Origin of the sequence: Photobacterium sp. GB-36 (assembly GCF_003026135.1) — a bacterium.
In the GTDB taxonomy this organism is placed as follows: Bacteria; Pseudomonadota; Gammaproteobacteria; order Enterobacterales; family Vibrionaceae; genus Photobacterium.
In genome coordinates this window covers 38,735-51,784 of the sequence record NZ_PYNY01000021.1, presented here as the reverse complement: position 1 = coordinate 51,784, position 13,050 = coordinate 38,735, and the positions used below count along the sequence as shown (strand labels likewise).

The 13,050-nt window shown below is 37.8% G+C and carries 14 protein-coding genes; 8 read left to right on the top strand and 6 right to left on the bottom strand.

Annotation, left to right across the window (positions count from 1 at the left end):
• Positions 1-31: 31 nt before the first annotated feature.
• The 3 genes from C9J46_RS16485 (at position 32) to C9J46_RS16475 (ending at position 2,653) form a co-directional block, all read left to right on the top strand.
• Positions 32-607 (top strand): DUF1415 domain-containing protein, encoded by a 576-nt coding sequence (locus tag C9J46_RS16485; protein ID WP_107291240.1) that lies wholly within the window; start codon positions 32-34, stop codon positions 605-607.
• A gap of 145 nt (positions 608-752) precedes the next feature.
• Entirely contained in the window at positions 753-1,994 is a 1,242-nt protein-coding gene (locus C9J46_RS16480) for a GGDEF domain-containing protein (RefSeq protein WP_107206850.1), read from the top strand.
• A 473-nt stretch (positions 1,995-2,467) separates the two neighbouring features.
• Complete coding sequence (locus C9J46_RS16475) at positions 2,468-2,653, top strand: hypothetical protein (RefSeq protein WP_045147560.1); 186 nt, start codon at positions 2,468-2,470, stop codon at positions 2,651-2,653.
• 57 nt (positions 2,654-2,710) lie between these two features.
• Here the strand turns inward: C9J46_RS16475 and C9J46_RS16470 are convergent, their stop codons facing one another.
• Entirely contained in the window at positions 2,711-2,986 is a 276-nt protein-coding gene (locus C9J46_RS16470) for a PepSY domain-containing protein (RefSeq protein WP_107206849.1), read from the bottom strand.
• A 469-nt stretch (positions 2,987-3,455) separates the two neighbouring features.
• Here C9J46_RS16470 and C9J46_RS16465 point away from each other — a divergent pair, with 469 nt between their 5' ends.
• Complete coding sequence (locus tag C9J46_RS16465; RefSeq protein WP_107206848.1) at positions 3,456-3,947, top strand: hypothetical protein; 492 nt, start codon at positions 3,456-3,458, stop codon at positions 3,945-3,947.
• 74 nt (positions 3,948-4,021) lie between these two features.
• Here the strand turns inward: C9J46_RS16465 and C9J46_RS16460 are convergent, their stop codons facing one another.
• Entirely contained in the window at positions 4,022-5,761 is a 1,740-nt protein-coding gene (locus C9J46_RS16460; RefSeq protein WP_107206847.1) for an amidohydrolase, read from the bottom strand.
• A 224-nt stretch (positions 5,762-5,985) separates the two neighbouring features.
• On the opposite strand from C9J46_RS16460, the gene C9J46_RS16455 reads away from it, so the two are divergent.
• The 3 genes from C9J46_RS16455 (at position 5,986) to C9J46_RS16445 (ending at position 8,284) form a co-directional block, all read left to right on the top strand.
• Positions 5,986-6,312: a hypothetical protein gene (locus tag C9J46_RS16455; RefSeq protein ID WP_233217629.1), complete on the top strand. Its 327-nt coding sequence runs from the start codon at positions 5,986-5,988 to the stop codon at positions 6,310-6,312.
• A 152-nt stretch (positions 6,313-6,464) separates the two neighbouring features.
• Positions 6,465-7,166 (top strand): HAD family phosphatase, encoded by a 702-nt coding sequence (locus tag C9J46_RS16450; RefSeq protein ID WP_107291239.1) that lies wholly within the window; start codon positions 6,465-6,467, stop codon positions 7,164-7,166.
• 344 nt (positions 7,167-7,510) lie between these two features.
• Positions 7,511-8,284 (top strand): DUF2076 family protein, encoded by a 774-nt coding sequence (locus C9J46_RS16445; protein WP_107206845.1) that lies wholly within the window; start codon positions 7,511-7,513, stop codon positions 8,282-8,284.
• Between the two features lie 60 nt (positions 8,285-8,344).
• On the opposite strand, the gene C9J46_RS16440 is transcribed toward C9J46_RS16445, so the two are convergent.
• Positions 8,345-9,103, bottom strand: a complete 759-nt coding sequence (locus tag C9J46_RS16440; protein ID WP_107291238.1) for a hypothetical protein — start codon at positions 9,101-9,103, stop codon at positions 8,345-8,347.
• Positions 9,104-9,147: 44 nt separating this feature from the next.
• Positions 9,148-9,561, bottom strand: coding sequence for a septal ring lytic transglycosylase RlpA family protein (locus C9J46_RS16435; RefSeq protein WP_107206843.1), 414 nt, complete (start codon positions 9,559-9,561; stop codon positions 9,148-9,150).
• Positions 9,562-9,807: 246 nt separating this feature from the next.
• Here C9J46_RS16435 and C9J46_RS16430 point away from each other — a divergent pair, with 246 nt between their 5' ends.
• A complete protein-coding gene (locus C9J46_RS16430; RefSeq protein WP_005364493.1) occupies positions 9,808-10,059 on the top strand; it encodes a DUF2999 family protein in 252 nt (83 codons plus the stop codon).
• Positions 10,060-10,158: 99 nt separating this feature from the next.
• Here the strand turns inward: C9J46_RS16430 and nirD are convergent, their stop codons facing one another.
• Together nirD and nirB are read right to left on the bottom strand one after the other, a co-directional pair.
• On the bottom strand, positions 10,159-10,530 hold the full coding sequence (nirD, locus tag C9J46_RS16425; RefSeq protein WP_107206842.1) for a nitrite reductase small subunit NirD: 372 nt from the start codon (positions 10,528-10,530) through the stop codon (positions 10,159-10,161).
• Positions 10,527-13,043 carry a nitrite reductase large subunit NirB gene (nirB, locus tag C9J46_RS16420; protein WP_107291237.1) on the bottom strand — a complete coding sequence of 839 codons (2,517 nt, stop codon included), beginning with the start codon at positions 13,041-13,043 and terminating at the stop codon, positions 10,527-10,529. The genes nirD and nirB overlap by 4 nt, the downstream gene beginning before the upstream one ends.
• Between the last annotated feature and the right edge of the window lie 7 nt (positions 13,044-13,050).

Here is a 13,050-nt window from a genome sequence, read left to right as displayed (position 1 = left end):
TTTATAACTAAAATTATTGGAAAGTCAGTCTATGAAGTCAACAATCGCCGAAAATGTTCAAGCGCTTAATGATATTGAGCAAAGTGTTCAGCAATGGCTTAATGATGTTGTGATTGGTTTAAACCTTTGTCCTTTTGCTGCTAAACCTCAACGCAACAAGCAAATTAAAATTCATGTATGCAGTGACAAGTCTGAAAACGATCTGCTTGAGTCCATTTATTTACAACTTAAAGAACTCGATGAAACACCACCACAAGAGTTAGAAACGACACTTGTTGTCGCACCTTATTTACTTGAAGATTTCGATGACTACAATCAATTTCTTGATTTAGTCGAAGGACTTGTCGTCCAACTAGGTAAAAGTGGGATATATCAAATCGCTAGTTTTCATCCAGATTACTGCTTTTATGGTACAGAACCTGAAGATGCTGAAAACCTAACAAACCGCTCACCGTATCCTATTTTTCATTTGATCCGTGAAGAAAGTATGGAGAAGGTACTCAAGCACTACCCTGATCCTGAGGCGATCCCTGAACGAAATATTGACTGTGTTGAAAATTTAACGCCAGAGCAAATTAAACAACTTTTTCCCTACCTAAAAAAGTAAATAGATAATTTAAGTTATTGATGTGTTAGCCGATATAGCTAAAATAGTCGCTATGGCTAACATATTCATGGAAGAGAATAAATACGAATAATTATTAGGCTCGTATTCGCTCATAAACAAACGTATTTATTTAAGGTTGAGATTAATGCTCCTTTTTTCACACTTTCGTTCAGCAGGCATGCGGTTAATAATCCCGTTAACGATAGCAATCTTAATGTTAATAGCATTACCTTTTTCCGCAGTATCTTTGGCTAACTATCAAGATCTTCTTGTCAATATTCCCTACATTCTATTTACGATAGTTATTTTTCTGAGCCAACCATTTAATCAAGGCAGAACCGGTTATGTTGCACTAATTATGTTAGTTGCATATCTAATCATCATTCATTACCTGCAAACGCCTTTAACAAACGATAACGTTAAACTCATTTTTAGCTTACTTGCAGGTTTACTCCCCTTTAATCTTCTGCAAGTACATATCATGCCTGATAAGCGCTTATTTTCTCGATTTGGCGCACTATTTTCTGTATTTTTACTCTTACAAGTAGGATGGGCTGCTTTAGTATATAAACACTTTAACGCTACAGATCTTACATCTTGGTGGGATACATACCTTTTTACTTATCGAAACTTGTCGCTATTACCATTGGTTATATTGTTATTAAATCTCGCCTTGGTATGTAGTAGCGCATCAACACTTTTGAAACGAAACCATAGTTCAGATCAAGCCGTCTTCATCTGTTTGCTGTTTAGTTTTGTTACGTTTACCTTTTTCCAATACTCTTTCATCTCTAGTGTTGCCTTCAGTATTGTCGCGATATTACTACTTATTAACATCATCAGTTGTAGCCATGAATTAGCCTTCATTGACCAGCTGACAGAAATCCCGGGGCGTCGTGCGTTAGATAATGAGCTTAAGCATTTAGGAAGAACCTATACCTTAGCGATGATCGATGTTGACCATTTTAAGAAATTTAATGACAAATATGGCCATGATACTGGTGACGACGTACTCAAGTTAGTTGCTACTCTTATGAAAGACATTGATGGTGGTGGCAATGCCTACCGTTATGGTGGGGAAGAGTTCACGATTTTATTCAAAGGAAAAAGTATCGATGAATGTTTGCCATTTCTTGAAGAATTAAGAGAAAAAATTGAAAAATATAAAATGATTATTCGTGATCATGACAAGCGTCCTACTAGCAATCGGTCAGGATCTAAAGCTCGTGGACAAGAGAAAACATCAAAATCAGTCAAAGTAACAGTCAGTATTGGCGTTGCAGAAAACTATTTAGAACAAGAACCAGAAGATGTTTTAAAACAAGCTGATAACGCATTATATAAAGCGAAAGAGGCTGGAAGGAATCGTGTGCAATGTACACAGTAGCCAAAATAATATCATCATGCTAGTAATATAAAAACAAGCCCGATATGCATCGGGCTTAATACATTATAAACTTGCACTCATATAGCTAAAGAACAACCAACCAGTATTGATAATCAGCGGCCAAACTTTATTCAATACTATTTTTGGAGAACATCCACAGACTCTTTTTTATTCATAGCCTCAGATTATTCACAATCTGCTTGTTTTTATCTTTATAAAACTATCAACAAATCAAACATATCACATAAATTTTACAATCGACCACTTTATTTAACCAAACAGAATAATAGCTCGTTTATTGATATAAAATGACTGTTTTTATGAACATTATACCTCTTTGATTCATTTTATTACTGCAAAAAACCCGGTTGTTAAGCCATTGTTATATATTTTTAGTATAAAATTATAAGGTCAATCACAATTGGCAATTATTCAGCGCGGCATATGATAATGATATAGATGGAGGACTGAACATGAATAACCAAGATAGAATTGAAGATATCGAACAAAAAATATCTATTGCCTATCAAGAAGGTCATTTTGATCAGGCCAGAGCCCTAGAGAAGCAATTAAAGAAAATGCGGGGACACCATAATTTATATGATCAAAATGACCCTTACTCGCTAGAGGGACGTTTTTATTATGATGATCACGACTAAAGAAGTCGTCATTTAATATCAGGCGATGATCAATCATCGCCGTTTTTATTATAATGCCTAATCCAGCTGCGCTTGCATGATATTACCGGTATAGAGATCCATTTCTATCTCAACACGATGGCCGTCTTTATTTAATGCATCGACTTCTATCTCATTATATTCTCGAACTACCTTAATTTTTCGAAAATCATAATAGCCATCTTTTTCAAGAATTTGCATTGCCTTAGGAATACTAATTACGTCTAAAGCCTTTTCTATCGGATCGGCATGAGCTGCTGATATAAAAAACAACCCCATAGTACTGACTGATAGTACAAATAGCTTAAATTTCATCTTTTTCATCCATCTGAGCTGCAGTATTTATCAATAGCTTTAAACAACACAAGCTATGATTAACCAAAATAAAATTAGGTATCACTACCACCACGGTTCCCATGCTATTTTCCTACATCTATAATTTTTATCTCTTCCTTGGCCTGTTTTAATTTCAGTGTAACGAATTAATCAACAATAAGACTCTCGATTTAGAGAATTATGTAATGGAGTAAGGCAATGTCAATGTCCTTTCTCTTAATCAACAAAAGCTAGACTTACTTCTATTTGTACATATGTTGCATTCTTACATCACTTCTATCTTATTCTTTATTAAAAATATTTTTATGTATATTGCAATGTAAAAAAACACCCATCAATTTCGCATACAATTGTTAGCATTAGGAAAGATTTGCTAGTACAGACTTGCTCCTTACTCATTCAAAGGGTATAAAATAAAGTATATTTTATCGTTTAAAGAGCGTTATCAATGAAAAAGTTTGTTTTAGCGGCAGCGATTGCATCATCAATATTACTAACCGGATGCAGTGAAAAAGTTGACGAATCAACAATCAGTAATGTTGTACAATCAAGCCAATACGAGCAACCAAATCTTGGTATAACAGCTGACACGACTCCGTTTGAAGTTAAAAACCTAAAGATTGATAAAGTATTACTTGATACAAAAACTGATTACAAAGCAAAAGTAACTTACGACCTTGTTGCAACAAAGAGTCTTGAGCAATTTAAAGAATCAATGCGTAAAGTTGCAGAGCAACCAGCAAAAGAAAATAATGCCACAGATCAAACCAAAAACGATTTAGGTTCGGCATTAACTAGCCTTAAGAAAAATCTATCTTCAGAAGTGATGGTTGTTGCTTACGGCGCGAAATACGGCGATTTCAAAGCAGGCCAAGTTGTTGATACGATCTCCGAACAAGTTTCGTTGAAAAAAGTCAATGACCAGTGGGTTAAAGACTAGTTTAATCAATAAACAAAAACGCCTATTACCAGTGAACCACTTTTAATAGGCGTTTTTTGCATGTTTATAATCGACTATTTATCAATTGGAAACAGTTTACCTTCAAATACCGTACCGTAAATTGGGATATCTTTAAGAGTCTTAATTTCTACTTTATACGGGTCTTGCTCTAAAATAGTAAAGTTAGCTATTTTTCCTGTTCTAATACTGCCTAGTGTCTCTTCTTGACCCCAAGAATAAGCCGCTTCAATTGTTATACCACGCAAAGCAGCATCTCGAGATAGTGCTAAGTCTGGACGAATAACATTACCTTCATTACTTATACGTGTTGCAGCACTCCAAGCTAATAACAGTGGATCAGAAGGAGCCATTGGTGCATCAGAGTGAAGCGATACCGGAATCTCTTGTTTTTCTATCGTTGCCAAGCGAACCATTGAGTGAGCACGCTCTTCGCCTAAACCAACCTCTCCGAACTTTTCGCTAAAACCAGTAACATAATAAGGGTTTACACTAATAATAGCCCCGAGTGATTTTAGCTTCTCGACTTGCTCATCTGTAGAGTTTGCAAAGTGGATAATGGTAAAACGATGATCTTCACGTGGGTATTCAGCCTGGCGCTTTTCTAAAATCTTAATTAGCTTCTCAACGCCAAGATCGCCATTTACATGCACCAAGATTTGATAATCATTTTCCCAGAAGATTTTAGTGATCGCTTCAACATCTTCAGGTGTTTGAATCCATTCCCCATGATGTCCATCGGTATAGCCATCTTTCATCTTCATCAACTGAGAGATAATCGCACCATCAAACAACAACTTAACTTGTTTATCAAAGAAACGAACTTTGCCATCTTCAGGTAATATTGTCGTTATGCGTTCAACCTCTTTCAATACACCTTCTTTACCCTTTGCAAAATATGGCGTTTTACTTTCTGGCGTAAAGAATGAATACATAGGTGTAGATTCACCACCTAGGATCTCAAGATATGTATCGATCATATAATCAGGGATAAATGCACCAGGCTCGTTGTAAGCGGTAACCCCTTTTTGATGCAGCATCGTCACCATTTGCTTTAAACCGGCAGAAAAGCGCTCTTTATTACCTAATTCAGATGCAATTCGTGGCAATAAATAAATGAGTGCCCCACCTTCTAAGAAGTGACCTTCATCTAGATTCGCCTGATCAGCCACTTCTTTACCTAGCTTATCAATATCCGTTTGATTAAGACCAAATTTCTCGATAAATGCAGAATTAACATAAAACTCATGTGCTGAACGATGCCACACACCAATTGGACGTGTTTTAGAAATTTTATCTAACTCTTGACGAGATATTTCACCATGGAAGAAATTGTTAAATCCCCATGTCCATAGCACTTCATTCGGATCTTTTAACGCTTTTTCTTGTAATGTTAAAGCTGCAATATAATCATCATGGTTTGTTACTGCTGGCCATGTTTTTGAAGGCAGCTGCCATTCTTCTGGCGCAATAACTGGCATATTTAATGTTAACGCCGCTAAGAAAGGATGTAAGTGTTGTTCAATAAATCCGGGCATTAACACTTTATCGTCCAAATCTACTTTTTTAGAGTTTGGATACTGTTTCAATGCTTCTTGTTCAGATCCAACATAAACAATTTTGCCATACTTACTCGTCACAACCGCTTCTGCTCTTGGTTGCGACTTTTCCATAGTGATAACCGGACCACCATAGAAAATGGTGGTTTGAGATTCTTTATTTTCATTTGCATGAGCGCTAAATGATGTAGATGCGAGTAGCAGCATTAGTGAAGAAGAAAGTGTTGAATATTTCATAAATCCCTTTATTTAGTGTAATTATCTAGATCTAACTTAAACAATTTAACCGTAATTACTGTTCCTTTATTAAAAATAGATATATTAATCACAAAAAAAGTACTGTCCCATCATCACTTTATATATCAATACGTTATGGGAATAATTGAGTAATGTAATTTTTATAGTGAAATACAATCTTTTTCTGTAGAGTATAATTATCATCAAGACGCAATGGAGATGACATGATGAGCATGACTAGCGTAACAATCACAGTTCCAGCGCACTTAGTACCCGGTGGTTTACCCACCCCTAATGTTAAAGCATTTGGGTATAATGGCTTTGAGCGAAGTTTTGTTAATTCAGGCCAAGACGACATAACAACCTTTACTTTTTTTTCACCTGTCACCGGTTGTACTGAGAGCCAGTTTAATAAAGAGCTCGAAAAGTACTTTTGGCACTTTGCAAAAGGAACGCCTTTTAACATCAAGAAAGAGTTTGATGATCAAACAACCAAACATCACAGTTGTAAATACCTAAATGAACAGCTCATTCAAGAAAGCATCGCTTAATCTTATCTGCTCTCTCAATACTTTCCGTTTACATTTAGCTGTCGTGATCATGAATTAGTAAAAATTACATGATTACGACACAAAAATGTCACGCTAGCTCCCTACCCTCAGTCAGCAATTTATCGTGATAACTAACTAGTAAGGAATGAGATTTGTCACTTAATCTTGAGCGCAACATTCGCCCTTGTTTGGCCATTTTTGATCTTGATGAAACACTTATCGCAGCAGATTCAGCTAGCCTTTGGACAACATTTCTCGTTAACAACCAACTTGCTTCATCATCGTTAGAGCAACAAGAAGCTGAAATGATGCAAGCTTACCAAAAAGGTAAGCTTGATATGGAGAGCTATATGGATAAAACATTGGCTCCTTTAGTAGGAAAAACAGAACAAGAAATATCTGCTCTCGTTACACGTTTTATTGAAGAATACATTTCACCTGCCGTTTATTCTGATGCCATTAAGCGAATTGAATGGCATAAAAAGCGCGGAGATGAAATCATAATTGTCTCTGCTTCATCTGAACATCTCGTAAAACCAATTGCGGAGAAACTCGGCATCTCTCATTGCATCGCTATTAATTTAGAAACGATTAACGGTGTATATACAGGGAAAACATGTGGTGTTCTCAGCTATCGCGAAGGTAAAATTACACGTCTTGAATCATGGCTAGCAGAACAATCACAATATTATCGTCACTATTACGGCTATAGTGACTCCATCAACGACTTGCCTTTACTTAAATTCGTTCAAAAGCCTTTTGCTGTTAACCCGGATCCTTCTCTTGCGCTTCACGCACAAATGAATGAATGGACAATTATGGACTGGCGACACGATAATAATATCTTACGCTAACAACAGACATACACATCATACCAACAGCATAGTTTTGATTTTATGCTGTTCTAAACTATAACTGTATTGATATTTCACATTGCAGCCCTCATTTACAGATAGTAACAATAATCGTCCCTATTTTTGTGGCGAAGAGTAGATGTGTTACAACTTTCGTAATACATTATCTGGGCATTTTATTTAGATTTAAGACTTGTACTAGTATGTTCAGCTACTGTTCAAGTTAATAATGTGAATAATGCAGTAACGAACTAACCTATAAAGCAAGGTTGATTCTTTTTATTTCAGAGTCAGCTATGCAACTAAGCTATCCCTGCACATAGGGTATTGAGAAGGTAAAAACCATGACTCCACAAGAAAAAGATCTTATTCAAAGTGTTGCTACTAAGCTCAAACAAAGCCCAGAAAGCAAAAAAGATGCAGATGCTGAAAAATTCATTGCCGATGAAATAGCATCTCAGCCTGATGCTATTTACAAACTTACTCAAGCTGTTCTAGTACAAGAAATGGCATTAAAGCAGCTAAAAGAAAAGAACGACTATTTAGAAAAAAATGCTGAGTACTATAAAGAAGAATCAAACCGTGGCTCGTTAAGTCGTATGTTTGGTGGCTCTCGTCCTGCTCCTCAGCCACCACAACCACCTGCTCGCCAACCAAGTGCATTTGGTGGGTTTATGCAAACAGCGGCAGGTGTTGCTGCAGGTATGGTTGCAGGTAGCGTAATTAGTAACATGCTATTTGATCACGATCAGCCAGCAGATACAGCAGCAGCCGATCCAGCGCCAGCAGCCGATGCAACTGATACAACCCAAGATGCGGCACCTGATACAGCATCTGCAGATCAGGCTGTACCAGAGGCGGATGTTGCAAACCCAGCGTTTGACGACCAAGGCGGTAGCAGCTTCTTAGACGACACAGCTAATAACTTTAGCTCTGATTACACTGGTGGATTTGGTAACTCAGGCTTTGATGATAACCAAGGTTTTGGCGATTCAGGTTTTGGCGGTGATGACAGCGGCTTTGGTGACGATGATACATTCGCTAACAATGGTTTTGGTGGTGGCGACAGTGGCTTTGGCGACGACAGTGGCTTTGGCGATTTCGACGACGACCTCTAATCGATTACAAAAACAAAAAAGAGCGCATCAGCGCTCTTTTTATATCTCTAAGATTTGCATTTATTCTACGCTAGAAATTTCGGTTGCTTCTGAATTATCCATTAAAGCACGATAAGCCGTAGCTTCAACTGCCGCAATAATAAATGGAATTGCAATAACAATAACTCCCCAGATAAACACATTAATAAATTTTAGGCTCATCGCAAAGTTAGGGTTAGCAAATAATAAGAAAATGGGTAGACCGATAAACAACATATAAAATGCTACAGGTAGCAGTCCGGCAATCACAAAGGCATATAACCTTTTATGCTTAGTCAGCTCTAGTGCATCTTTAAAAGACGCTTTTTTCCCCGCAGCAATAGCAGGTAAAACAAAAGATAGACGAGAAAAAATCACCCAACCTGCACAGCCTAATAGTAACAATATACAATACAGTACGCCGTTATTTACCCAATCATAATCTACTTTAAAAACAGCCCAGATAGCATATAACAATCCAAATAGTAGGAATAAATAAGCCGTATAGTGACGCTGCTGGACATCAAAACTGATACCTCTCCAATTAGAAAAGCGGGTATCGTCTGTACCATGGCTGTCTAGTATTTGCTGAGTTCGTAGACAGATAATGGAAGAAACTAGGAAAATTGCTATATTTAGGACAAATATAATCGCTTCCTCATATACCTCAATACCTGCCATTGATACTTTTAATGAACGTAATAAATACGTCACTATAAATGGAATGAGTAATGCCTTTACTAACCGTATTTTATTAGCAAAGACGGTTTGTACCGACTGGTGAAGTGTTTCTAAAATCATCTAATATCCTTTCAATCATCGTCATGGCGATAAACTAATACAGGTTAATTTAATGTCTCAACTTTTACCTTAAGTACACCTGACGCTGTATTTCCGATCGCACTAAAAGCTGAACGGGATAAATCTATTACTCGCCCTTTTGTGAATGGGCCGCGATCATTTACTGTCACAACAACACTTTTACTATTTGCTAAATTAGTTACTTTAACTTTGGTACCAAAAGGTAATGTTCTATGTGCTGCTGTTGGTTTATTTTGATCAAAGTGCTGCCCGCTTGCTGTCTTGCGCCCTTGATATTTATTTGCGTAATACGATGCTTTACCGTATTCACTATGGTGCTTATAGCTCAAAACAGGTTTTGTTGATGTCGTATTACCTGAGTTTGCACACCCTCCTACTGTTAATAAACAAACAAATAATAAAATACAGTGTCGAATAGCGATTTTCGGTACAAACATCATTAATCCTATTTATAAGCATCAGAGCAATTTTACGCTATCATATAACTATTTGATAATTCGTATGTAAAGGTTATGTAAAAGTTATAACCCATAGATATATAAGTAACAAATTTAATCACTTATTCTTTATGGGTAATTAACAATACTTCTTCCCCTCCAAGTAAGCATCATTTCTCAGTACTCACAACGAAAAGCTAGTGTTAAACTAATTGTCTATTGTATTTAGTCCTAAAAGGTCATGTGATGAACCCAATTATTGCCCTGTTGAAAGAGAACAATATCAGCGATTCCCAAATTAATGAGATTTTTCAGACATTGACGCAAAACCCTCTTGCAGCAATGACAACAATTAGTCAGTTAGGCTTACCACAAGATAAGCTGCAACAATTGATGGCGCAGGTAATGCAGAATCCAGCATTAATCAAAGAAGCAGTAGAAGAGCTTGGTTTAGACTTTTCAAAAGTTGAAGAAGCAAAAGCACAATTGAATAAATAACTGTGCGTTAACTTCTAGATCAAAAATGCCGTTAATAGTTTACCTACTAACGGCATTTTTATATTTAGACAAAAGCGTACTGCAATAACGATAGGCTCACTAGCCTGTATAAAGCCATAACTCGTTATTGTTCCAACGGGTTTTCCATGTACCAAGGATATGCTCTGGCACTTCTAAGCACTTTCCTGTCGCCAGATCATAATGTTGTTTCAATAATGGTGAGGCGACACATAACACACCATCTTGATCACCAACAATACCGCGACTCATGACATAAGCTTTGGCAATAGGATCCCAATTATCAACGGCATAGACTGCATTATTTTGTTTAGGTAAGTAATACAGCGCAATTTGTTGTTGATTAACTAAGGCAGCAATACCTGAGTCAGGAACTAAATCATCTTTATGGCAGATCTTAACCCAACGAAGATCTGATTTTATTGATTGAGGTATTTCCGTCACATCACTCATAATTCCTCCTTAACAGGGATACGCTGGCCTCTAATACGTTGATATGGTAAGGATATTTCTTCATCTTTAAGATTAATAAACTGACGAAAACGATGCAGTTTTTGCTCTGATGATAAAGTTGTTTTCCATTCACATTGATAACTATTAATCACATGTTCCATTTGCTTTTCTAATGAGATGTTGATAGCAAGTTTATCTTCAATAACCACTTGTTTAAGATAATCGAGCCCACCTTCTAAATTTTCTAGCCATACTGATGTTCGTTGTAGACGATCAGCTGTTTTTACATAAAACATTAAAATTCTATCGATATAAGCAATCAAGGTGGGTTTATCTAAGTCAACAGCAAATAGATCACCATGACGTGGACGCATACCACCATTACCGCCAACATAAAGGTTCCAGCCCTGCTCTGTTGCAATAATACCAATGTCTTTACTTTGTGCTTCTGCACATTCTCGGGTACAACCTGAGACAGCAAATTTCAATTTATGCGGTGAGCGTAACCCTTTATAACGATTTTCTAATTCAATCGAGAGTGCCATTGAATCATCAACCCCATAGCGGCACCACGTTGACCCCACGCAAGATTTAACGGTTCGTAATGATTTGCCATAGGCATGACCCGTTTCAAATCCAGCCTCAATCAACTCAGCCCATATATCAGGCAATTGTGATAGTTGTGCGCCAAATAAATCAACCCGTTGTCCACCTGTGATTTTGGTATATAAATCGTATTTTTTGGCCACTTCACCAAGGGTGATTAATTTATCGGGGGTAATTTCACCACCGGGGACCCGAGGCACAACTGAATAGCTGCCATCCTTTTGAATATTTGCAAGAAAGGCATCGTTAGAATCTTGCAGTGGTTGATAAGGTGATTCGAGAACATGCTCATTCCATAATGAAGCAAAGATTGATGCTGCTGTTGGCTTACAAATATCACAGCCTAACCCTTTCCCATGAGTAGCGAGTAAGGTTTCAAAATCTTGAATTTTTTCCACTTGGCATAAATGGAAAAGCTCTTGACGAGTATAAGAAAAGTGCTGGCAAACATGGTTGTTTACTTCCATTCCCATGCTTGCTAATTGTTCATCAACAATCTGTTTAACCATGGAGCTGCAGCCGCCACACCCTGTACCCGCTTTCGTCACTTGTTTAATTTCACCAAGTTCGTGACAACCCTGCTGTACTTGGCTGATTAATGCGCCTCGAGTAACGTTATGACATGAACAAACCACACTATTTTCATCAGTAGATGGCGCTAACATTGAGGTATCAAATAACAGTTGTGCGGGGTGCTCGGTTAATACTGTTTGATTTAAATAACATTGTAATAAGGCGTCATAATCGCTGCTATCACCCACTAAAATAGCGCCAAGAATTTTCGTGCTGTCAGCATTCACAACGAGCTTCTTATAACGTCCACCAGCACTGTCTTGCAATACAACTTCCTTGGCCCCTTCAGTGCGCATCTGTGCATCGCCGATAGAAGCCACTTCAACGCCTAGTAGTTTCAATTTGGTGCTCATATCCGCACCAACAAACTTGGCCTCTGTCTCGCTAACTAATTGCGAAGCAACAGTACGCGCCATGCTATAACCTGGTGCAACAAGACCAAAAATTCGAGCTTGCCATAACGCACATTCACCAATCGCGTAAATATTCGCATCACTGGTCAAGCAGGTATCGTCAATCACAATACCGCCACGTTCGCCAATTTCTAATTCACATTGGCGAGCAAGGGTGTCTTGCGGTCTTATCCCTGCTGAAAAAACAATCACATCGACATCTAATGGCGTATCATTTTCAAACCATAAACGATGAGTCGCGGTTTCCCCATCAGTGATTTTTTCTGTACGCATATCGGTGTGGATATGAACACCTAATTCAGTGATTTTCTTTGCCAGTAAATCACCGGCTAAATCATCTAACTGAACAGGCATTAGCCGAGGAGCAAACTCAACGACATGGGTTTCTAACCCTAATAAACGTAAGGCATTTGCCGCTTCAAGCCCAAGTAACCCACCGCCAATAACAGCGCCAGTTTTGGCTTGTGAACAGGCATTCTTTATCGCCGCAAGATCATCAATTGTGCGATAAACAAAGCAATTCTGACGATCGTTGCCTTTAATCGGCGGAACAAATGGTGTTGAGCCTGTCGCTAACACTAATTTGTCATAATCTAAGCAAATCAGCTCAGAGGTAACCACATCACGAATATTTACCGTTTGCTGCGCGCGATTGATCTCAACAACTTGTTGCCCTAACCGTAAATCTATACCTTGGTTTTGATACCACGACACATCACCCAACATAAGATCTTGTTGAGATTTATCAGCAAACATCGCTGATAATTGCACCCGATCGTAAGCCGCTACCGACTCTTCGCCAATAACCGTAATGCAATAGTGTGCTAAACCGCCTTTATCGACTAATTGATCGATAAAGTGATGCCCCACCATGCCGTTACCAATTACAATAAGATGTTGTTTATCCATTCCGTTGTTCATATTGCCT